The 20,049-nt window shown below is 69.5% G+C and carries 21 protein-coding genes; 8 read left to right on the top strand and 13 right to left on the bottom strand.

Features of this window, described 5'->3' with window-relative positions; all coding sequences use genetic code 11:
- Positions 1-243: hypothetical protein (locus ACV4UX_RS02625; protein ID WP_491591778.1), on the bottom strand; the 243-nt coding region annotated here is incomplete at its 3' end.
- A 78-nt stretch (positions 244-321) separates the two neighbouring features.
- Positions 322-801 carry a hypothetical protein gene (locus tag ACV4UX_RS02620; protein WP_491591777.1) on the bottom strand — a complete coding sequence of 160 codons (480 nt, stop codon included), beginning with the start codon at positions 799-801 and terminating at the stop codon, positions 322-324.
- A gap of 124 nt (positions 802-925) precedes the next feature.
- Between ACV4UX_RS02620 and ACV4UX_RS02615 the strand changes: the two genes are divergently transcribed.
- Genes ACV4UX_RS02615 through ACV4UX_RS02605 form a run of 3 tightly spaced genes read left to right on the top strand, consistent with a single transcriptional unit; the run spans position 926 to position 3,037 of the window.
- Positions 926-1,441 carry a toxin-antitoxin system YwqK family antitoxin gene (locus ACV4UX_RS02615; RefSeq protein WP_491591776.1) on the top strand — a complete coding sequence of 172 codons (516 nt, stop codon included), beginning with the start codon at positions 926-928 and terminating at the stop codon, positions 1,439-1,441.
- 8 nt (positions 1,442-1,449) lie between these two features.
- Positions 1,450-1,803 (top strand): hypothetical protein, encoded by a 354-nt coding sequence (locus ACV4UX_RS02610; RefSeq protein WP_491591775.1) that lies wholly within the window; start codon positions 1,450-1,452, stop codon positions 1,801-1,803.
- Between the two features lie 4 nt (positions 1,804-1,807).
- Entirely contained in the window at positions 1,808-3,037 is a 1,230-nt protein-coding gene (locus ACV4UX_RS02605; protein WP_491591774.1) for a CgeB family protein, read from the top strand.
- Between the two features lie 141 nt (positions 3,038-3,178).
- Here the strand turns inward: ACV4UX_RS02605 and ACV4UX_RS02600 are convergent, their stop codons facing one another.
- The 6 genes from ACV4UX_RS02600 to ACV4UX_RS02575 form a co-directional block, all read right to left on the bottom strand.
- Positions 3,179-3,475: a hypothetical protein gene (locus ACV4UX_RS02600; RefSeq protein ID WP_491591773.1), complete on the bottom strand. Its 297-nt coding sequence runs from the start codon at positions 3,473-3,475 to the stop codon at positions 3,179-3,181.
- A 96-nt stretch (positions 3,476-3,571) separates the two neighbouring features.
- Positions 3,572-4,456, bottom strand: a complete 885-nt coding sequence (locus tag ACV4UX_RS02595) for a M23 family metallopeptidase (RefSeq protein WP_491591772.1) — start codon at positions 4,454-4,456, stop codon at positions 3,572-3,574.
- Positions 4,453-5,892: a DNA integrity scanning protein DisA nucleotide-binding domain protein gene (locus ACV4UX_RS02590; protein WP_491591771.1), complete on the bottom strand. Its 1,440-nt coding sequence runs from the start codon at positions 5,890-5,892 to the stop codon at positions 4,453-4,455. The genes ACV4UX_RS02595 and ACV4UX_RS02590 overlap by 4 nt, the downstream gene beginning before the upstream one ends.
- A 189-nt stretch (positions 5,893-6,081) precedes the next feature.
- A complete protein-coding gene (locus ACV4UX_RS02585) occupies positions 6,082-6,531 on the bottom strand; it encodes an ATP-binding protein (RefSeq protein ID WP_491591770.1) in 450 nt (149 codons plus the stop codon).
- Positions 6,528-6,887 carry an STAS domain-containing protein gene (locus ACV4UX_RS02580; protein ID WP_491591769.1) on the bottom strand — a complete coding sequence of 120 codons (360 nt, stop codon included), beginning with the start codon at positions 6,885-6,887 and terminating at the stop codon, positions 6,528-6,530. The genes ACV4UX_RS02585 and ACV4UX_RS02580 overlap by 4 nt, the downstream gene beginning before the upstream one ends.
- Positions 6,884-9,064, bottom strand: coding sequence for a SpoIIE family protein phosphatase (locus ACV4UX_RS02575; RefSeq protein ID WP_491591768.1), 2,181 nt, complete (start codon positions 9,062-9,064; stop codon positions 6,884-6,886). The genes ACV4UX_RS02580 and ACV4UX_RS02575 overlap by 4 nt, the downstream gene beginning before the upstream one ends.
- A gap of 106 nt (positions 9,065-9,170) precedes the next feature.
- On the opposite strand from ACV4UX_RS02575, the gene ACV4UX_RS02570 reads away from it, so the two are divergent.
- The 4 genes from ACV4UX_RS02570 to ACV4UX_RS02555 are packed head-to-tail and all read left to right on the top strand — an operon-like array spanning position 9,171 to position 14,710.
- Positions 9,171-9,809 carry a hypothetical protein gene (locus tag ACV4UX_RS02570; protein ID WP_491591767.1) on the top strand — a complete coding sequence of 213 codons (639 nt, stop codon included), beginning with the start codon at positions 9,171-9,173 and terminating at the stop codon, positions 9,807-9,809.
- Complete coding sequence (gene motA, locus ACV4UX_RS02565; protein ID WP_491591766.1) at positions 9,806-10,651, top strand: flagellar motor stator protein MotA; 846 nt, start codon at positions 9,806-9,808, stop codon at positions 10,649-10,651. Before ACV4UX_RS02570 ends, motA (ACV4UX_RS02565) begins: the two co-directional genes overlap by 4 nt.
- Positions 10,652-10,654: 3 nt before the next feature.
- Positions 10,655-11,413 carry an OmpA/MotB family protein gene (locus tag ACV4UX_RS02560; protein WP_491591765.1) on the top strand — a complete coding sequence of 253 codons (759 nt, stop codon included), beginning with the start codon at positions 10,655-10,657 and terminating at the stop codon, positions 11,411-11,413.
- Complete coding sequence (locus tag ACV4UX_RS02555) at positions 11,414-14,710, top strand: response regulator (RefSeq protein WP_491591764.1); 3,297 nt, start codon at positions 11,414-11,416, stop codon at positions 14,708-14,710.
- A 248-nt stretch (positions 14,711-14,958) separates the two neighbouring features.
- On the opposite strand, the gene ACV4UX_RS02550 is transcribed toward ACV4UX_RS02555, so the two are convergent.
- From ACV4UX_RS02550 to rplU, 5 genes are all read right to left on the bottom strand, one after another.
- Entirely contained in the window at positions 14,959-15,384 is a 426-nt protein-coding gene (locus ACV4UX_RS02550) for a response regulator (protein ID WP_491591763.1), read from the bottom strand.
- A gap of 3 nt (positions 15,385-15,387) precedes the next feature.
- Positions 15,388-16,248, bottom strand: coding sequence for a flagellar motor stator protein MotA (gene motA, locus ACV4UX_RS02545; RefSeq protein WP_491591762.1), 861 nt, complete (start codon positions 16,246-16,248; stop codon positions 15,388-15,390).
- Between the two features lie 21 nt (positions 16,249-16,269).
- Positions 16,270-17,244 carry a flagellar motor protein MotB gene (locus tag ACV4UX_RS02540; RefSeq protein WP_491591761.1) on the bottom strand — a complete coding sequence of 325 codons (975 nt, stop codon included), beginning with the start codon at positions 17,242-17,244 and terminating at the stop codon, positions 16,270-16,272.
- A gap of 215 nt (positions 17,245-17,459) precedes the next feature.
- Complete coding sequence (gene rpmA / locus ACV4UX_RS02535) at positions 17,460-17,729, bottom strand: 50S ribosomal protein L27 (protein ID WP_173083973.1); 270 nt, start codon at positions 17,727-17,729, stop codon at positions 17,460-17,462.
- A 10-nt stretch (positions 17,730-17,739) separates the two neighbouring features.
- Positions 17,740-18,051, bottom strand: coding sequence for a 50S ribosomal protein L21 (gene rplU / locus ACV4UX_RS02530; protein WP_173083975.1), 312 nt, complete (start codon positions 18,049-18,051; stop codon positions 17,740-17,742).
- Positions 18,052-18,241: 190 nt separating this feature from the next.
- Here rplU and ACV4UX_RS02525 point away from each other — a divergent pair, with 190 nt between their 5' ends.
- Positions 18,242-19,987, top strand: a complete 1,746-nt coding sequence (locus ACV4UX_RS02525; protein ID WP_491591760.1) for a carbamoyltransferase C-terminal domain-containing protein — start codon at positions 18,242-18,244, stop codon at positions 19,985-19,987.
- The last annotated feature ends 62 nt before the right edge of the window (positions 19,988-20,049 follow it).

The following is a 20,049-nucleotide window of genomic DNA, read 5'->3' as shown; positions in this document are numbered from 1 at the left end:
AAAGTCGATTCTTGCAGCCTGTTCGAAAAACTTGCTGGCAAGGCGCAGGGGAAAGACCGTGCTCCCGCCTCCGCTGCGCGGCGCGGTGAGCGCGCGAAGCGGAGGCGGGAGCACGGTCTTTACCCTGCGCTTCCCCCTGGCGGACGGGGACGGGCGCTGACAGGCCGCTAGAAGCCCGTTGATAAAGTCGATTCTTGCAGCCTGTTCGAAAAACTTGCTGGCAAGGCGCAGGGGAAAGGCCAAGCCCGAAGCATATTTCCCATATGTGAGGGTTTGGCTTTTTCCCTGCAACGCAGCCAGCGAGGATTTTCCAACAGGCTGCTAGAAGCCCTTGTTGCGCTTGCGCTCCTCGAAGCGGCCCACCACGAAGCCCAGGAAGATGCCGAGCACGCACGACGTGATGCACATGATCCCGGAAAAACCCACCAGGGCGTTGATCTCGCCCACCTCGCGCATGCCGAAGAGCATGCCGAAGAAGGCGTAGACGATCCAAAGGATCATGCCCGCGTGGAAGCCGTAGAAAAGCCCGTCCATGATGCGGTCGTGCACGTCGGAGGACTCTATGTAGCGGTAGCACAAGAGCTGGCTGATCACGCCGAAGAGCGTGATGGAGCCGAACGAGGCCAGAAACTGGATGAGGATGGTGATGAACGAGGCGTAGAGCGGGTCCTTCTTGAAAACCGAAATGAGAAACGCGGGCACCAGGCTGACGACCCAGATGCACACCACGAAGAGATCGCCTCGGTGGGGGGAGAAGAAGGAGGTGGATTTGTCGCGCTTTTGGGTCGGTGGCAGGCTCATGACGGTGGAGGCTCCCGGATTCGCGGGCAAGGCCGCGTCTGGGGAAGCTAATGCCAACTTCCCTGGAAAGCAAGCAGGGCTTGGCCCTTGCCAGCCAATTCGTCTTGAGGGTATCAAGGCTTCGATGCGCGTCCTTTTCCTCCTCCTGCTTCTGGCCTTCAGCGCCGTGTCGGCCCGGTCCATGGACCAGCCTTCCGTCTCCCCGGAGGAGATGGAGGAGCGCGGCGGGCTCATCCACAAGGCCGGGGACAACGCCCCCTTCACGGGCCTCGTGCGCGACCTGCACGCCTCCGGCAAGCCCCGCCTGGAGGCCCGCTACGAGGCCGGCAGGCTGGCCTGGAGCAGGCTCTGGTACGAATCGGGCCAGCTGGCCGAGGAGGTGACGGTGGCCCAGGACACCTGGACCATCAGGCGCTACGCCGAGAACGGGCGCATCGAGGAGGAGACCGTGGCCCGCTTCCGCGACGGCCGCAAGTTCTCCGAGCAGTCCAAACTGTGGGACGAATCCGGCGTGCTGCGCACGGAGGCCGGGTTCCAGGGCGGCAAGCTGCAAGGCCCCCTCAAGGAATACGCCCCGGACGGAGCCCTCGTGCGCGACGAAGTCTACGAACAGGGCAAACTGGTCCGCAAAAACAAATAGGGACCCCCATGCACTCCACCCCCAAGACCCTCGCCACCCCCCTGGCCCTCGCCCTGATCCTGGCCCTGCTGCCGCCCGTCCTGGGCGGCTGCTCCGGTGAAGACCTGAAAAAACAGCTCGAACAGAAGAACCAGCTCCTGGCCGCGCAGGAAGGCGAAATCAAGAAGCTCAAGGAAGACATGGCCGCCCGCGACCTGGACCTCAAGAACCAGTGCGAGCAGCGCATCCAGAAGCTCACCGCCCAGAACAAGCACCAGGTGGACGCTCTCAACGCCCGGGTGGCCGAACTCTCCCGCAAGAAGGAACAGGACCGCTCCCAGAAGGCCGAACCCGACAAGTCCAAATCGAAATCGAGGCGCTAGGCCCGTGGCCGGCCAAGCCGCAAGCGGCTTCTGGGAGGCCGTGCGCAGGCCGCGCTTCCGCTCGCCCCAGCCCCGCGCCCTGGTGCTCACCAGCGGCTATTTCCTCCAACGCGAGGCGCTTTCGGCCATGGAGCGCCTCGGCTGGCGCTCCATGGCGCTCAGCCTCCCCCTCGGGGAGCGCGTCAGCGGCGCCTACGTGGAAGCCCTGCTGGAGGCCGCCTTCACCTTCAGGCCCGACTTCGCGCTCACCGTGAACCACCTGGGGCTCGACCGCCAGGGCGAGATCATGGCCCTGTTCGAGAAGATGGCCCTGCCCCTGGCCACCTGGTTCGTGGACAGCCCCCGGCTCATCCTGCACGAATTCCCCGGCCTGGCGAGCCCCTGGTGCCAGGCCTTCACCTGGGACCGCGACACCCTGCCCTTCCTGTCTGGGGCCGGTTTCCACGATCCCCGCTGGCTGCCCCTGGGCTGCGACACGGCGCTCTTCGCCCCAGGCGCTCACGGCAAAGCGGCCTGGGAGCGCGACGTGAGTTTCGTGGGCGACTCCATGGCCCAGCCCTCGGCCCGGCTGTCCAGTCGGCTCCGCAAACACCCGGGCGCGGCCCTGGCCGCCCGAGCCGCCGCGCCGGACTACGCCCTGGCCCCCGAGCGCGACGCCATCTCCTTCTTCCGCGCCAGACGCCCCGACCTGCTGGCCCTTTGGAAATCCCTGGACGATCCCCTGGCCCGGCTGGACCTGGAACAGCTTGTCACCTGGGAGGCCACGCGGCTCTACCGCCTGGACTGCGTGAAACGGCTCGCGCCCTTCGCGCCCCTGGTGGCCGGGGACGACGGCTGGCGCAAGCTCCTGCCGGGGGACGGCTTCAGCTTCCACCCGCCGCTGGATTACCGGGAGGAACTGCCGGGCTTCTACCCGCGCAGCAAGGTGAACTTCAACGCCACCAGCCTCCAGATGAAAGGCGCGGTGAACCAGCGGGCCTTCGACGTGCCCGCGTGCGGGGGGTTCCTGCTCACGGACCGCCGCGAGCAAATGGACGAACTCTTCGAGCCGGGAAAGGAGTCGGCCACCTACGCCGACCCGGGGGAGATCGAGGACCTGGCCCGCCACTTCCTGGCCCGCCCGGCCGAACGCGAGCGCGTTGCCCTGGCCGCCAGGGCCCGGGTGCTGGCCGGACACGACTACACCCACCGTCTGCGCGCGGTGCTCAAGGTTCTGCGGCGGCGCTACGCCTGATGCGCGCGGTGCGGGCGCGGGGGCCGTTCCGACGGGCGTCGGCCGGAATGGACCGGCCGAAGCGACCGCCCGGACCGGACGAACCGCGTCGACAGCGCGGACGGTCCCTCCCGGGGCGGCGAGGGGCAGGCCGCGAAGCGGCTACCAGGTGCGGTTGCGCCGCCTGTCTTCCGAGGTGATGGAACGCTGCTTGGTCTCCATGTCCTTCAGGCGCGCGCGGGCTTCCTTGATGCGCTGGGGATCGCCGGAGGCCTCGGCCTGGGCGAACTGGACCTGGGCGACGCCCAGGTCGCGGGCCACGGCTTCCTTTTCCATCTGGTAGATGGTGGGGTTCATGTACTGCAGATTGCGGTCGTAGACTTCCAGCTTGCTGCACGCGCCCAGGCCGAAAGCCGAAAGGAGCAGCAGCGCGGAAACGAGGCGTAGGGTTTTCGTCATGGTTCTTGGACCTTTGGACTTAGAGCTTCCGGGGATGGGGCTGCATACGCGTTTGAGCGTCCAGCGTAAAGCAGGACGGCCCAACCTGAACAAAGCTTAATTGACCATGAAAGGCATGGGGTCCACGGGCTGTCCGTTCACGCGCACCTCGTAATGCAGGTGCGAGCCGGTGGTGCGCCCGCTCATTCCCGAGTGGGCGATGCGCACCCCGCGCCGCACCTCCTCGCCCGGCGCCACCTCGGCCGAACGCAGGTGGGCGTAGGCGGTGCTCACGCCGCTGCGGTGCTCGATGACCACCATGAGCCCGTAGCCGGACTCGTACCCCACGAAGGACACCGTGCCGTCGGCAGGGGCCGACACGGGCGTGCCCACGGGCACGCCGATGTCCACGCCGTTGTGGAAATCGCGCGCGCGCCCCATGAAGCGGTAGCCGAAATCGGAGTTGAGCGCGCCGCGCACGGGCCACAGGGAGGGCCGTCCGGCCAGCTCCGTGGCGCGCTCGCGCAGGATGGAGGCCAGCAGGCGCTGGCGCGCCTCCTGGAAGGCCATCTCCTCCAGCAGGGCGCGCGAGGTGGCGGCCAGCTGGCGGCTCAGACGCATCTCGTCGGCGAAGCCCCCCTCCACCTGCCCCGCCGAGCCCATGGACCGCTCCGGACCGCGCGCCGGGGGCAGCTTGACCACGGAGGCAAGGCCCGCGTTGAAGCCGGCCGAGGCGTCGAGCTCGCGGGCCAGGGCGGCAAGGCGGCCGTGCTGCGCCAGGAGCGCCTCGCGCCAGGCCTGGCGCGAGCCTTCCTCGCCGCGTTCCAGGACATCCAGCCCGGCGAGCCCGGCCAGGTCGGGCAGCCTCCAGGCCAGATGGACCGTCCCCGCCGCAGCCGCCAGAACCGCCAGGCCAAGGACCCATGCGGGCAGGCGCAGGCCGCGTCGCAGGCTGCCGTCGCGGCGGCGCACGTAGAGCACCCAGGCGGTGGAACGTCTCACTGGCCCTCCAGCCAGTCGGCCAGGGCGGGAGGGGTCAGGTCCAGGTCGTCCTCGTGGCCCAGGTCGCACATGGCGTTGAGCTGCACGCCGCCCTGGAAGATGAACACCGGCGCGTCGGCCGAGACCACCACGGCGATGATGCCCCGGTGCATGGCCGTGAACCGCAGGGCCGAATTGAAGCGCGCCCCGCGCGAGCGGTCTTCGGATTCCACGCCCTTGCCGTCGAGCAGGCAGGCGAAGGCCGCCAGGTTCGACCCCCCCGTGAGGTGGAGCGCGCCGTCGAGCTTGGCCAGGGACTTGGCCAGGTCCAGGTTCTGGGGGTCGTCCAGGTCCAGGGGCGGGTCCACGTGCTGTCCGGCCATGGGCGGGAGCGAGCCCTCGGGGTCGAGCACGAGGGAGCAGCCGAAGCCGCGCCGCCGGGCCTCGTCCACCACGGCGGTCACGATGTGGAAGAGGCGGCTGGCGTCGTCGGGAGAGAGGTTCGATTCGAGCAGGGCCTCTTCCAGGAGCACCAGGTTGGGCTTGCGCGTGCTGGACTGGTAGGCCCCGTCCACGAAGCTGCACACGGGGCGTCCGCCCAGGCGCAGGAAGCCGAAGCGGTCCTGGAAGTCGGCGGTGAGACGCGCCGCCAGGTGCCCCGCCGGGGCGCTGATGCCCAGCACCCGCTCGCCGTCGCTGACCAGGCGGCGGGTGGAGTCCTCCACGGCCAGCAGGAGCTTGCGCACGTGCTTGGCGTTGGAGAGCGAGGGGCGCTCGGTGGCCGGGAAGCGCACCAGCCAGGGGATGTCCTGGGCGTCGCGCGGCTCCACGAAGATGATGCGCCCGGAGGGGGCCTGGCCCTCCTCGCGGGTGGAGGAGACGGCCAGCACGGCCTCCAGGATGGGATAGAGCGGCACCTGGGGCGGGCGGCCCAGGGTGCGCGACATCTCGGTGAAGAGGTGGTTGCGCACGGCGTGCTGCTCGAAGGCCTCCAGGGCGTGCTTGGAGGCCGAGGTGAAGAACGCGCCCTCCGAGGCGTAGTCGTGGGCCAGCAGCCAGGAGGCGTGCTCGAGCCAGCGTTCGGTGGGGCCGGTGGAGCACATGTTGGGATGGAGTTCGGTGAACCACATCTGGTAGAAGAGAGGCTGGGAATAGCCCCCCGAGCAGATGAGCCCGGTGAGGTGCAGCTTGGGCGCCCACACGGCCTGGCCGAAAGGCTTCATGGACAGGGTGTCCGGGGCCTGGGAGCGCCACTCGTCGGATTCCAGGAAGACCTTGGCCAGCTTGGGCTCGTGGCCGCGCAGGAGCCTGCGGGGGTCGTGCACGGTGAGGGGCGAGGCCGGGCTCTCGGCCATGATGAGCGCCGCCCGGCAGATGCCGGAAAAGCGCGTGAGCCCCTTGCGCAGCCCTTCCAGGACGTTTCGCGCGCTCAGCTGTTTGGCGGTGTTCTGGATCATTCCCGGCGGACGCGTCGACGCGGGGAATCCCTCCCGGCGGGAGGGACGGTTCGTTGGGTCATGGTTCGGGAAGAGGCTGCGTCAGGTCCCCGACGGGCGTCCTTTCTGACGTGTATGCCATGCCCGCGCCTTTGGCAACCGCCCCCCGCCAGCCGACTCCGGCCCCCGCCGCCCGGGGCCGCAAGCGTTTCAGGCCTCCCCGGACACGGCCGCGCCCCAGGACCGGGACATGGTGAGGGTGTTGCGCCCCTCCTCGCTACGGTAGTCCACGTGCTCCATCACCTGGCCGATGATGCGCAGGCCCCAGCCGCCCAGGGGCACGTCGTCCAGCTCCCCGGCGTCGGGCATGCCCGGCAGCGTTTCCGGGAAGGCCTCGAAGGGCCTGCCCCTGTCGGCCACGCGCACTTCCAGGCGGCCCGCGCCCAGCGTGAGCGACACCTCCACGGTCTGGCCCGGCCTGCGCCCGTAGGCGTGGATCACGGCGTTGTTCACGGCCTCGCACACGGCCAGCTCCACCAGGGCGGCATCCTCCGCGGGGCCTTCCTCGCGCTCCAGGAGGCCGCGCAGTGCGTTGCCCACCAGGGAGACGTTCTCCAGCGAGCTGTCGATGGTCATGGTCAGGTTTCGCAGCGGTTTCACGGCCTGGCCTCCCGCCCTTGGGCCAGCACTCTGGCGGCCGTTTCGGCGTCCGGGTGGATGTCCAGGAGGCCCTGGTCGAGCTTGGTCACTTCCAGGAGCTTGCGCACCCCCGCGCCCGCGCCCGCGCAGGCCAGGCGGCCGCGCCCGGCCAGGGCGCGCAGGGCGCGCAGGATGGCCGAGAGCCCCGTGGAGTCCATGAACTCCACGGCCGAGAGGTCCACCACCACCAGTTCGTGCCCCCTTTCCAGCACCTGCTCGAGGCGGTCCCGGAAGGCGGCGCACGAGGCCGCGTCCAGGCGGGGGGTCAGGGGGGTCACCACGGCCACGGGGCCAAGCATGTTTTCCATGACGTTCATCCGGTCTCCTTGCGGGGAACCCCTCCCCCGGGAAAGGTGATGAGCAGCACCGAGAGGTCGTCCTGGGGACCGGCGGGGCCTCCGAACGTCCCGATCTCGGCGGACAGGTGCTCCAGAGCATCGGCCGCCGCCATGCCCCTGGAGCGGCGAAGCCAGGCGCGCACGCGCTCCATCCCGAAAGGGCGGCCTTTGCGGTCCTCCAGCTCGGTGAGCCCGTCGGTATAGATGAGAAGCGTGTCCCCCGGCTCCAGGGCGACCTCGCCCGTGGTGAAGGGCAGCAGTCCGCCCAGGCCCACCACGGTGCCGCCTTCGTCCAGTTCCTGGATCTCCCCGCTCCTGGCCAGCAGCGCGGGCGGGTGTCCGCCGTTGCAGTGGCGCAGGCGGCCCCTGGCCAGGTCCACGCTGCAATAGAAGAGCGAGAAGTAGCGGTCGAAGCGTTCCAGGGGGAATTCGCCGTCCAGTGCGGCGAGCACCCGGTCCGGGGCCGGGGGCAGGCCCGAGGCCGCGTCCTCGCGCGAGTGCAGGAGGATGGCCTGGGCGGCGGCGGCGGCCACCAGGGCCGAGGGCACGCCGTGGCCGCTCACGTCGAGCATGTAGGCGTCCATGCGGTCCGGAGCGGGCGCGAGGATGTTGAAGATGTCGCCCCCGATGGCGGCGCTGGGCCGGAAGAGCCAGCCCGCCTCGTAGCGCGGGTCCGGGGCCAGGCGGGAGGGGAGCAGGCTTTTCTGGATCTCGGCGGCGGCCTTGAGGTCGCGCTCCAGGGCGGCCTGCTGCTCGGCCAGGCGACGGGTGTAGAGCCGCTGGGCCTCCTGGGCCTTCACCCGGGCGGTGATGTCGCGGGCGATGCAGATGCACAGCCGCCTGGAGGGCAGATCCACGGCCGAGACCGTGAGCTCCATGGGAAAGGCCCCTCCGTCCAGGCGGCGCCCGGCCATTTCGCGGGTCTTCACGGCGCAGCCCGGAGCGGGTTTGCGCGCGCGCCGCGCGGGTCTTTCGGCAGGAAGGGCGCACAGGCCCTCCAGCCGGACCTTGGGGGCCACCTCCGTCAGGGGGCGTCCGGAAAGGCCTCCGGGAGCGGCCCCGAACATCTCCTCGGCGGCGCGGTTGGCCGATTCGATGCGCCCGTCCTGATCCACGGCCAGGATGCCGTCGCCTGCGCCGTCCAGCACCGCCCGCAGCCTGGCCTCGCGTTCGGCCATGGCCTCCTCGGCGGCCTTGCGGCCCGAAACGTCCACGGCCACCAGCAGGTAGCCCTCGGCCCCCTGAGCCCCCTCGATGGCCGAAAGCACCACCTCGGCGGCGAAGCGCGAACCGTCCTTGCGCACGAGGGTCCACTCGCCCAGGTCTCGACGGCCGGAGCGGGCCAGGGCCATGAGCACGGCGAGACCGGCCGGGCGCTCGCCCCCTGCGGCCGCCAGCTCCCGTCCGCGCCGGGCGATCTCGTCGGGGTCCAGAAATGCCAGGGGGGTCTCCAGGCCCACCATGGCGGCAGGCTCGTACCCCAGAAGATTGGCCGCGCCGGGGTTGAACACGCTGATCACTCCGGCGGGGCTGGTGGCCACGATGGCCACCCGCGAGGCGGCCTCCAGCACGCCGCGCAACCGCCCGGAGAGTTCCTCCAAGGCCTGGAGCGCCGCCTGCCTGGCGGCGGACTCCCGGCGCAGGTCGGCGTTGAGGCGGATCACGTCCAGCGCGCCCCGGCGCAGCTTCTCCACCTCGCGGCGCTCCTCGGTCACGTCGCGGGCGAGCACGGCCACGGCAGGCCCCCCGGGCGCGGCTTCGGGAACAGGATGCGCCGACAACGCGACCGAACGCGGCTCACCGCCCCCGGCAGGTTCGAAGGAGACCGCCTCGACGCCTTCCAGGCCCGGCGACACGGCCTGGGCCGCAAGTTCCCGGAAGCGCTCCCTGGCGACGCCCGTGAGCATCTCGGCGGCTTGCAGGCCCTGGCGCGGCGGGGCATCCAGGCCGAAGACTCCCTCCGTGGCCGGACTCGCCTCCAGCACGCGGCCCTGGGAATCCAGGAGGAGGCTGGCCAGCTGGCTGCCGGAGAACAGGGCCGACGCCAGCGCCAGGAGGCCTTCCGCCGGGGAAGCGGACGCATCCCGCGCGGGGGCGTCGCCGGATTCGGCGTCCGGTCCTGAAAGCTTTCTCGGGGGGGCGTGTGAGTGGGTCATGGCGGTTTCCAGCGCTACCATAGCCTCCGGCGTCCGTTGTTACAACACCCCGAGCGCAGCCGCACGCGGCCTTGCGCGGCGAGCCGCCACGTGGTATTCATGGAGGATGGAGCAACCCGGCGAGTCTGTCAGCGCGGGAGATGCCTCCAACCGGCGCGCAGACTACCGGGTGGAGGTGCCCGCCTCCCACCTGCGGGAGTTGGCCCTGTGGCCCGGCCCCGCCGAAGAGAGCGCGCGCGTGACCCCCGCCTGCCTTGGCAGGCCGAGGCTGACCCTCTCGCGCCTGGGCCACGGCCGCCTGCTGCTGACGGACCTCTCCATCAGAGGGCTCGGCGTGCTCCTCCAACTGCGGCCCGAAGACGCCGACTGGCTTCGGCAGACCTGCAAGGTCTACATCTACCTCCAGCTTTGGGACCCGACCCAGGACGACCCCTTCGGGGTGCTCTCGGTGTTCACCTGCTGCCATCTGGTGCGCGTGGCCGACACGCCGCACGGACTCTTCGCCGGGGCGCGCTTCCTGCGCTTCGCCGTGGGATCGCGACTGGAGAAGGCCCTGGAGTTCCTGGACGCGCGCCAGGCGGGCGTGACCGCCCTGGCCCGCTGGTGCGACAACATCGCCCGGGGCGGACTGCCCGTGACCGAACGGAGGAACCCCGGCCTGGACCTGGACAACCTCCTGGCCGAGATCGAAAACGCCCTCGCGGGATCTTCCCCCTGCGTTCCCGAGGGCAGGGAGACGCAATGATCGCGATTTTTGGCATTCTCGTCGTGGTGGCCTGCGTGGCGGGGGGCTACTGGGTGGCGGGCGGCAAGTTCGGCGTGCTCTTCCAGCCCGCCGAGGTCCTGGTGATCGGCGGCGCAGCCCTGGGTTCGCTTTTCATCGGCTCCACCCGCACCACCCTCACGCTGATCGGCCGCAACCTCCTGGACGTGTTCTCCTCCAAGCACTACGCCCGGGAGGACTACCTGGAGCTCCTGAGCCTCCTGGCGCGCCTGCTCATCAAGATCCGGCGCGAGGGGCTCTCCAGCGTGGAGCAGGACATCGAGCACCCCGAGTCGAGCATCATCTTCAGCCAGCACCGCCGCATCCGGGAGGACGCCTCCGTGGTGCGCTTCATCTGCGACACCTTCCGGGTCTATCTGGTCACGGGCGAGCCCGCCGAGATCGAGGGCATCATGCACGCGGACATGGAGTCCATGCACGCGCTCTCCCATCTGCCGGCGCACAACCTCTCCAAGGTGGCCGAGTCGCTGCCGGGCCTGGGCATTGTGGCCGCGGTGCTGGGCGTGGTGCTCACCATGCAGAAGATCACGGCCCCGCCCGATGAACTGGGCCACTCCATCGGCGCGGCCCTGGTGGGCACCTTCCTGGGCGTGCTGCTCTGCTACGGCTTCGTCGGCCCCATGGCCACCAAGCTCGAAAACCGCGCCCAGGAGCGCGACGCCTTCTTCGGCGTGATCCGCGCCACCATCTCCGGCACAGCCCACGGGGCCACTCCCATGATCGCCCTGGAGTTCGGACGGCGCTCCGTGCCCGAGGTCTACCGCCCCACCTTCGAGGAGCTGGAGCGCATCATCCGAGGCTAGACCATGAAGCCCAAATCCGCAGCCCCCCGGGTGTTCCGGTCCCGCAGGAGCCTGCCGTCGCACCACGGCGGCAGCTGGAAGGTGGCCTACGCCGACTTCGTCACGGCCATGATGGCCTTCTTCCTGCTCATGTGGATCCTCAACATCGTGCCCAAGGACGTGCAGAAGGCCATCGAGACCTACTTCAAGGCCGACACAAAACTCGGCAAGGTGGTGGAAGACCCCAACTCCGCCCTCACCGGCGACCCGGACCAGGCCCGCAAGGAACTCACCGAGGACCAGGCCGCGCGATTCGCCATCGCCATGCGCTTCAAGAAGATCATCACCGACGACCCCTTCCTCAAACAGAGTTCCGGCGTCAGTTCCGATGACTCCGGCGTGCTCCTGCGCGTCAACAACGACGTCATGTTCAAGCCAGGCTCCGCCGAGCTGGCCCCTCAGGCCGACAGGGTGATCAAAGAGGTGCGCGAGGTGCTCAAAAGCTTCAACCTCAACCTCATGGTGCGCGGCCACAGCCTGCCAGGCGAACAGGCCGGAGGCCCCTTCCCCTCGGTATGGGAGCTCTCCGGCGCCAGGGCCGGGGCAGTGGTGCGCGCCCTCCTCCAGGACCGGGCCATCGCCCCGGGCCGGGTGCGCGCCGTGTCACTGGGCGACACCCTCCCCCTCACCCCCGCCTTCGACGCGGCCAGCGCGGCCCAGAACCGCCGGGTGGAATTCTACTTCCACCGGCCCGACGTTTCCTTCCAGCGCGTGGTGAACTAGGTGGGACTCCCGCGCGGCCTCTCCCTGCAGGCCCGGACCATCCTGCTCGTGACCGTGCTCGCCGGCGCCTCCGCGCTGACCGCCCTGAGCATCGCCCGGCACAAGACGGCCCAGGTGCTCTCCGACCAGAGCGCCGAGCGGGCCGTGCAGGCCCTCTCCCAGGCCGCCCTGCTCGTCCACGAACGCAACGAGGACATCCTGGACCTGCGCCGGGAGGCCGTAGATTCCCTGCGCTCGCTGCACAAGACCTTCCTGAACCTCTTCACGTCTCTCCTCGACCAGGAGCGCCAGCGCGGCGTCCAGGGGGAGCGGGCGGCCGCCGCCGCGCTCCAGTCCCTGTCCGGAGCGGCAAGGGAGGCAGGCGTCAGCCTGTTCGTCCTGGACGCCGCAAGCATCTTCACGGTCCACACCGAGCCCGGCCTGGCCGGAACCTCCTGGTCCCGCCTCTGGCCCCCCGGGGCGCGCCCCGGGGCCGCGCCGCAGCCCATGGAATCCATGGTGGTCTGGTGGCCGGGCGAGGAGGCCGCGCAGAACCGCAAACACCTGGCCAGCCTCGTCCGTTACGAGCCCTGGGGCTGGACCGTGGGCGTCAGCACCTCCTTCGGGCGCATCGAGAGCCGATCCCTGGAGCTCGCGGGCCAGATGAACAACGAAGTGCAGGAGGCCCTCTCCGCCGTGCGCTTCGGCCGCGAGGGACGCCTATTTCTTCTGGCGCGCGAAGGCCAGGAGCCCCTGCTCGTCCCGCCCCGCTTCAAGGACCTGCTGGATGCCCACGCCCGGGAGATCGCCCAGGCGGCGTCTCCGGCCGGAGCCCCCGCGCGTCTGCGCTTCCAGGGTCCCTGGGGCGACGCCACCGTTTTCACCTCCTTCCTGCCCCACGCCGACCGGACCCTGGGCCTCGTCCTCGACACCGCCGAACTCCGGGGAGACACGAACAGCCTGGACGGAGGGCTCCACGCCGCCCTGGCTGCCCTGGTTGCCGCCGGAGCGTTCCTGGCATGGCGCTTCACCCGGCGCGTTGCCGGGCCCCTCGCCGAATTGTCCCGGCTGGCCGGACGGGAACCGACCGCCCCCCCCTTGAACGGCGCCCAGGCCGACGCCCCCCGCGCCGAACTGGACCGGCTGGCCCGGGCGCCCCGGGAAGCGGGAGCGCTGGCCAGAACCCTGCGCGATTCCCGGGACGCCCTGGAAATCGCCGCGCTTCAGCGCGACCAGGCCCAGGCGGAAGCACGGTCCGCCGCCGAACGCCTCGAGGCCGTCACCAAGGACCTGGACACCCTCAAGCAGGACCTGGAACACCGCGTGGCCCTGCGCACCGCCGCCCTGGAAGCGGCCAACCACCGTCTCCACCGCAGCGAAGCGCGCTTCCGCAGCCTCTTCGTGGCCTCCCCCGTGCCCTTTCTGGAACTCGACGTGGCCCCCCTGATCCGGTTTCTGGCCTCCCCCGAAGCCGCGCGGGCAAAGGGCTCGCTGGACATGGCCGGACCGGAGCTCCTGCTCGACTGCCTGCGCCTGGTGCGCCTGCAGGACGCGAACCCCGCCGCCCTGGCCTTCTTCGGCGCCTCGGGCAAGGAAGGGCTGGCCCGCACCCTTCCGACGGTCCTCGCGCCCATGGCCGACATCTCCCTGGACACCCTGCGCTCCGCCCTGCTCACCGGCCATATCCCCCATGCCATGTGCCGTATACGCACCCATTCCGGCCTCCTGCGCCACGCCGTGGCGGGCGTGCGGCCCATGCCCGGCCACGAGCAGTCCCGCAACAGGCTCCTTGTCTCGCTCCAGGACGTTAGCCGCCTCTACGAGAGCGAAGAACGCCTGCGCGCCGCACACGACCGACTCCAGGCCGCCAACCGCGCCAAAAGCGAGTTCCTGGCCAACATGAGCCACGAAATCCGCACGCCCCTCACCGCCATCCTGGGCCTTGCCGAGCTTTCAACCCGGCAGACAGGCCAGGAACGCTCCTCGCAACACATGCGCATGATCGCCGACTCGGCCCAGACCCTCCTGGACATCGTCGGGGACGTTCTGGATCTCTCCCGCGTGGAGGCCGGCAAGCTCGTGCTGGACCGCAAGCCCTTGCGGCCCCGCGACGTGCTGGACAAGGCCATGGCCCCCCTCCTGGTCCGCGCCGGGGCCAAGGGACTGGAGTTGTCGGCGCAGGTTGCTCCCGACGTGCCCGACACCCTCCTGGGAGACCCGCTGCGCCTGGGACAGGTGCTCTCCAACCTGATGGACAACGCCGTGAAGTTCACCGCGCAGGGCGCCGTGCGCGTGAGCCTCGTCGTGGCCGGCCGCATGAGGAAGGACGTGATCCTGGGTTTTTCCGTGCAGGACACGGGCATCGGCATCCCCCCGGACTCCATGGACTCCATCTTCGACAGCTTCCGGCAGGCGGACTCCTCCTTCTCCAAGGCCTACCAGGGGGCGGGTCTCGGCCTGGCCATCTGCCGCGAACTCACGCTGCTCATGGGCGGCGACATCTCTGTGGAGAGCGTCCAGGGTCAGGGCAGTTCCTTCCGCTTCACGGCCGTTCTGGAACAGACCGACCGGGATGCACCCCTGCAAACGTCCGTCAGCCGCCCTTCCGAGGCCCGCACGGCAGGCCTTCGCATCCTCGTGGCCGAGGACAACCCGCACAACCGCCACGTCTACCGCGAGTTCCTGGCCTCCCAAGGGCACCACGTGGAAACGGCGGCAGACGGCGAACAGGCGCTGGAACTCCTGCGAAAGCAACCTTTCGACCTGGTGCTCATGGATGTGCAGATGCCGCGCATGGACGGCCTGGAGGCCGTACGCAGCCTGCGCGACGGCGCGTGCGGCGAGGAGGCCGCACGCACCCCCGTGCTGGCCCTGACCGCCTACGCCATGCGCGGCGATCGCGAGCGTTTCCTCCAGGCCGGCATGACCGACTACCTGCCCAAGCCCGTCTCCCTGGACGACCTGGCCAAGGCCGTGGACCGGCTGGGCGGCGCGCCCCCCGCACCTGAAGCTGCCCGGTCCGCCCAGGCCGTCTTCGACAGGAACACCCTGGAACAGACCGCCCTCTTCCTGGCCGAACGCTGCGCCCAGGCCCGGGCGCACCTGGACCAGGGCGACCTGGAAAGCCTCGCCAAAGCCGCCCACGACGTGAAAGGCACGGCCATGCTCTTCCGCTTCGCTACAGTGAACGAGGCCGGGGCGCGCCTCCACGAGGCCGCCCGGGACGCCAACCCGGAACTGGCCCGGGAAGCCATGGACCGGCTGGACGAAGCCCTGGCGGCATTCCGGCGGGAACTCGCCGGTCGACCCGTCGGCTGAAGCGGTTCGCGGCAGTGTGGGAAGAACGGGCAGAACGGGCAGAGCGGGAAGAGCGGCGAAGCCTCCGGCGGCCAGGGCTTCGCCCTGGACCCACCAGGGGGAGAGCCTCCCCCTGGACCCGGCAATTGCTTCGCGTCAACGTGAGTTTCGTCGCAGCAGGACGGGAAAAGGCTCGTCGCACGGCAACGGAAGGTTCGTCGGAGCAGGAGGGGGCGTGCCGAGCGCTTGCGCCCGCCCCCGGGGGGCGATCAGACGCCTTGCAGCCGGGCCTCCAGGCGCTGGGGCACGAAACGCTGGCCCCGGGCCACGGCGCGCACTCCCTGGGCCAACTCCTGGGGCTGGGCGTCCTTGAGCAGGAAACCGTGCGCCCCGGCCTCCAGGGCCGCACGGACCAGGGCGGGATCCTCATGGCCGGTCAGGGCCAGGATGCCCGTGCCGGGCAGAAGGGGACGGATCAGGGCGATGGCCTCCAACCCGTCCAGCACGGGCATGGAGAGGTCCATGACCACGGCGTCGGGTTTGAGCTCCAGGGCCTTGTCCACGGCCTCCCGACCGTCGGCGGCCTCGCCCGCCACCACGATGTCCGGAAAGCCCGCCAGGAGCATGCGGATGCCCAGGCGAAGCACCGGCACGTCTTCGGCCAGAAGCACCCGGATCAGCGGCTCGCGGGCCATCCGCTACTTGCCCTTGGAGGCCTTCACCGCTTCTTCCAGCTCCGCGAACGAGGGGCGGTGATGGTTGGGGATGGCCCTGCGCCCGGCTTCCAGAGCCACGGGGGGCGGGTTGCCGCCCACGAAGGCCCCCAGCGCGCACTTGACCACGATGAGGCAGTGCTCGCCCTCGCGGGCCTTGGTTTCCATGTTGGCCGCGATGGGGCCGATGACGCCGTAGCACATGAGCACGCCAAGGAACGTGCCCACCAGCGCCGCGCCGATGTGGTGGCCGATCACCTCGGGGGGCTCCGAGATGTAGCCCATGGTGATCACCACGCCCAGCACCGCCGCCACGATGCCCAGGCCAGGCAGCGCGTCGGCCATCTTGTTCACGGCCTGTGCCGGGGCCACGGCCTCGTGGGAGTAGGCCTCGATGTCGGCCTCCATGATGTTCTCGAACTCGTGCTGTTCGATGTTCACGGTGGAGAACACGCGCATGGTGTCGCAGACGAAGTCCACGATGAACTTGTTGGACTTGTTCTTGAGGAAGGCCGAGAAGATCTGGCTCGATTCCGGGGCCTCGATGTCCTTCTCGATGGCCACCAGGCCTTCGCGGCGGATCTTCATGAAGAGCATGGAGAGCATGATGAGCATGTCCAGGAAGAAGGCCTTGCTCGTCTTGGAGGCCCCGAAAGCGCCGCCCAGGCCCTTGAGCGCCCCGATCACCACTTCCTTGGGCGATCCCAGGATCAGCGAACCGAAGGCCGCCCCGAAGATGATCACCAGCTCCGCAGGCTGCCAGAGCACCGCGAAGTTGCCCTTCTCCAGGGTGTAGCCCAGGATGACCGCGCCCAGGACCGTGACGATGCCGATGATGGCGAACATGCTCTGAAGTATCCGTGCCGTTTAGGGTTGCTTGCCTTTGATGGTCTCGTCGTAAAGCCTTTCGATCTGCCGGTCCAGCAGTTCCCGCTTTTCCTGAGGGATGGGCGAGGGCGGCGGCGCGGGCGGCTCCTGGGGCTTGGCGAAGATGTTCTCCTTGCCCTTGGGGGACGCGGCGGCGGGCTTGGCCTGGGGGGCCTCCTGGGGCTTGGGGGTCTCCATCACCAGGCGGATGCGCCGGTTCTTGGGGTCGAAGGGGTTCTCGGGCACGAACGGCCGCGTGGCCGCGAACCCGGTCACCTGGCCCACGGCGTCCTGGGCCACTCCGGCCTTTTCCAGTTCGCGCCGTGCGGCCGCCGCGCGCTCGGTGGAGAGCTCCCAGTTGGTGAAGCGCTCGCCCGCGTAGGTGTAGGCGTCGGTGTGTCCCTCCACGACCAGGCGGCCCTTGCCCGCCTTGGCGAACTGCGGGGCCACGGCGGCCAGGGCGCGGCGCGCGTCGGGGGTGAGGTCGGAGCGTCCCAGGGCGAAGAGGGGCTTGCCCTTGGCGTCCTCCACCACCTCCACGATGAGCCTGTCCGCCTCGGTCTTGACGATGATCTGGTCCTTGAGGTCGGGCACCTTGGCCTCGACGGCCTCCTTGACGGCCTCGGCGGCCTTCTCGGCCTCGGACTTCTCCTTGGCAGGCCCCGAGGGCGTCTCGGAGAGCGGCTCCACGATGGAGGGAGGATTCTGGGGCTGGGCGATCTGGGAGAGGTCCGTGGCCGGGATGAGGCCCGGTTTGCCGCCGGTGTCCAGGAGGCTGAAGGATTGGAAATACTGCGCGATCTCCTCGCGCTTCTCCTTGGGCAGGGAGTTGACCAGCCACATCACCAGGAAGAAGGCCATCATGGCCGTGACGAAGTCGGCGTAGGCCACCTTCCAGCTGCCGCCGTGGGCGCCGCCGTGGCCTCCCTTCTTCACCTTCTTGATGATGATCTTCTTGTGTTCCTTGTCCGCCATGGCGCTCCCTTCCGGGTTGCATGCCATGCAAACGCCGGACCATGCAAGGGATTCCCACCTTCGTACAGCGGGTGGGAACACCAGGCCGGGGCGCGGGGACAGGCTCGCGGCCGGGCGCGGCAGGCTGCGACCCGGTCAATCGGCTGGGGGGCTCCGGACAGAGCGCAAAAAAAGGCGGCCCCACGGAGGGGCCGCCCGAATTCCGTGCCTGCGGGCTAGGCCGCGGCGGGAACCACGTGGATGCGGGTCTTCACCTTGCGGTTGCGGGTGTACTTCTCGAAGACCACCGCGCCGTCCACCAGGGCGAAGAGAGTGAAGTCCCGGCCCAGGCCGACGTTCTCGCCGGGGTGGAACTTGGTGCCCAGCTGGCGCACCAGGATGTTGCCGGCCTTCACGGCCTGACCGCCGAAACGCTTCACGCCGCGGCGTTGTCCGGCGCTGTCGCGGCCGTTGCGCGAACTGCCGCCTGCTTTTTTATGAGCCATGAGAAGCCTCCTAGGCCGTGATCGCCTTGATCTTCAGGGTGGTGAGATCCTGGCGATGGCCGGTCTTCTTGTGGGAGTCGTTGCGACGCCACTTGTGGAAGACCACCACCTTGGGGCCGCGCAGATGCTCGACCACTTCGCAGGTCACCTTGGCGCCGCCCACGTAAGGAGCGCCGACCTTCAGGCCGCCTTCGGCTCCCACGAGCAGGACCTTTTCCAGGGCCACTTCGGCGCCAGCCTCCACCGGGAGCTTCTCCACGGTGATCTTGGCGCCTTCCTCGACACGGTACTGCTTACCGCCGGTTTCAACAATCGCGTACATGAATAGACCTCCGCAAACGGGGAAGCCGTTCTTACGGAGCCCGCAGTTTTTTGTCAACCCCGTTCCCGCGTTTTTTCCTCCCGTCCCCTCCGTTGACAACTCCCGACGCCCCATGACAGACCCGGAACGCGCGTGAACACGCGGCGTCCCGCGCGCGCTCCGACCGCGCGCGACCAGATAAGGACATTCCATGAACATCCTCGCGATCCAGATCGGCATCGGCGCCTCCGTCTGCCTGCTCCAGGACGGCAAGATCGTCCTGGCTGTGGAGGAGGAACGCCTCTGCCGCCAAAAAGGCTTCATGGGCTTTCCCGCCCAGGCCCTGGCCTACCTCAAGACCCGCCACCCGCGCGAGCTGGCGTCCCTGGCCCTCTGGGGCATCCCCGGCCGCGACGACGTGCTCCACTCCAAGGCCGAGTTCCAGGCCCGCTACGACGCCCGCCTGGAGCCCGCGCGCAAGCCCACCCTGGCCCAGTCCTGCAAGGGCCTGGCCTGCCGCGCCCTGCCCGACGAGGTGAAGGCCCTCATCAAGCCCTCCCTCAAAAAGCCCTCGGTGGCCCGCATGGTCCGCGAAGCGCTGGAAGAGTTCCAGCTGCCCGAGAAGAACCTGCGCCGACCCGGCCACCATCTCTGCCACGCGGCGGCCGCCTACTACGGGCTGGGCCGCGACCATGAGCGCCCCTATCTGGTGCTCACCCTGGACGGCGGCGGCGACGGCGTGTGCGCCACCGTCTCCATAGGACGCCAGGGACGCCTGGAGACCGTGGCCGCCACGCCCACCGGGCACTCGGTGGGCAATCTCTATTCCAACATCACGCACCTGCTGGGCTTCACGCCCCACGAGCACGAATACAAGCTCATGGGCATGGCCCCCTACGTGCCCGAGCGCCACACCGCGCGCGTGCGCGACATCCTGGCCGGGTACGTGGGCCTGGACCCGGCCAACCCCATGCTCTTCAAGCGCCTGATCCCCGAGAGCACCACCATCTGCAACAAGCGCCTCGCCCGCGACCTGCGCCGCCAGCGCTTCGACAACGTGGCCGGGGGCCTGCAGCGCTTCACCGAGGAACTGGTCACCGACTGGGTGAAGGCCTGCATGGAGCGCACCGGCATCCGCGACCTGCTCTGCTCCGGCGGCGTGTTCATGAACGTGAAGCTCAACCAGCGCCTGAGCCGCCTTCCCGAAGTGCGCTCCATCAACGTCTTCCCCTCCTGCGGCGACGAGACAAACGCCCTGGGCTGCGCCTTCCTGCTGCACAACGAGGCCTCCGGCGGAGGATTCCCCGACTTCAAGGCCTTCACCCTGGGGCCGGACCCCGCCTACGACCTGGAGGAGGCCAAGGCCCGCTACGCCGGAGACTGCACCTTCGAGAAGCTTGAAGACCCCCACCAGAGGGCCGCCGAACTGATCGCCTCGGGCAGGATCCTCGCGCGCGTGGCCGGGCCCATGGAGTTCGGGGCCAGGGCCCTGGGCAACCGTTCCATCCTCTGCGACCCGAGCCGCCTGGAGATGGTGGAGCGCGTGAACTTCCTCATCAAGCAGCGCGATTTCTGGATGCCCTTCGCTCCGGCCATCCTGCGCGAGGACGCCGAGCGCTACCTGGCGGCGCCCCCCACCCTGCCCCCGGAACTCTCGCCCTACATGATGTTCACCTTCGACACCACCGAGGCCCGAGAGGAGATGGTCGCCTGCCTGCAACGCGCCGACCGCACGGCCCGCGCCCAGGTGGTGAACCGCGACTACAACCCCGGATTCCACGAACTGCTCACCCGCTACAAGGCCCTCACCGGGCGCGGCGCGGTGATGAACACCTCCTACAACATCCACGGCCACCCCATCGCCATGGGCTCCATGGACGCCCTGGAGATTTTGGTGAACTCCAGCCTGGACCACGTGCTCATCGAGGACGTGCTGGTGGGCAAGCGCCAGGCCTGAGCCGGGCCGCCACGGCGAAAGGAAAGAGCCCCCCGCGCTCCGGCGCGGGGGGCTCTTTTACG

Source organism: Fundidesulfovibrio sp., from assembly GCF_058402725.1.
This window is presented reverse-complemented; position numbering and strand designations above follow the sequence as displayed.

Bases quoted from the DNA above. Each gene is read 5' to 3' on its own strand.
- ACV4UX_RS02620 (WP_491591777.1), bottom strand. From the start codon at position 801: ATGAGCCTGCCACCGACCCAAAAGCGCGACAAATCCACCTCCTTCTTC.
- ACV4UX_RS02615 (WP_491591776.1), top strand. From the start codon at position 926: ATGCGCGTCCTTTTCCTCCTCCTGCTTCTGGCCTTCAGCGCCGTGTCG.
- ACV4UX_RS02610 (WP_491591775.1), top strand. From the start codon at position 1,450: ATGCACTCCACCCCCAAGACCCTCGCCACCCCCCTGGCCCTCGCCCTG.
- ACV4UX_RS02600 (WP_491591773.1), bottom strand. From the start codon at position 3,475: ATGACGAAAACCCTACGCCTCGTTTCCGCGCTGCTGCTCCTTTCGGCT.
- ACV4UX_RS02590 (WP_491591771.1), bottom strand. From the start codon at position 5,892: ATGATCCAGAACACCGCCAAACAGCTGAGCGCGCGAAACGTCCTGGAA.
- ACV4UX_RS02580 (WP_491591769.1), bottom strand. From the start codon at position 6,887: ATGAACGTCATGGAAAACATGCTTGGCCCCGTGGCCGTGGTGACCCCC.
- ACV4UX_RS02575 (WP_491591768.1), bottom strand. From the start codon at position 9,064: ATGACCCACTCACACGCCCCCCCGAGAAAGCTTTCAGGACCGGACGCC.
- ACV4UX_RS02570 (WP_491591767.1), top strand. From the start codon at position 9,171: ATGGAGCAACCCGGCGAGTCTGTCAGCGCGGGAGATGCCTCCAACCGG.
- motA (WP_491591766.1), top strand. From the start codon at position 9,806: ATGATCGCGATTTTTGGCATTCTCGTCGTGGTGGCCTGCGTGGCGGGG.
- ACV4UX_RS02560 (WP_491591765.1), top strand. From the start codon at position 10,655: ATGAAGCCCAAATCCGCAGCCCCCCGGGTGTTCCGGTCCCGCAGGAGC.
- ACV4UX_RS02550 (WP_491591763.1), bottom strand. From the start codon at position 15,384: ATGGCCCGCGAGCCGCTGATCCGGGTGCTTCTGGCCGAAGACGTGCCG.
- motA (WP_491591762.1), bottom strand. From the start codon at position 16,248: ATGTTCGCCATCATCGGCATCGTCACGGTCCTGGGCGCGGTCATCCTG.
- ACV4UX_RS02540 (WP_491591761.1), bottom strand. From the start codon at position 17,244: ATGGCGGACAAGGAACACAAGAAGATCATCATCAAGAAGGTGAAGAAG.
- rpmA (WP_173083973.1), bottom strand. From the start codon at position 17,729: ATGGCTCATAAAAAAGCAGGCGGCAGTTCGCGCAACGGCCGCGACAGC.
- rplU (WP_173083975.1), bottom strand. From the start codon at position 18,051: ATGTACGCGATTGTTGAAACCGGCGGTAAGCAGTACCGTGTCGAGGAA.
- ACV4UX_RS02525 (WP_491591760.1), top strand. From the start codon at position 18,242: ATGAACATCCTCGCGATCCAGATCGGCATCGGCGCCTCCGTCTGCCTG.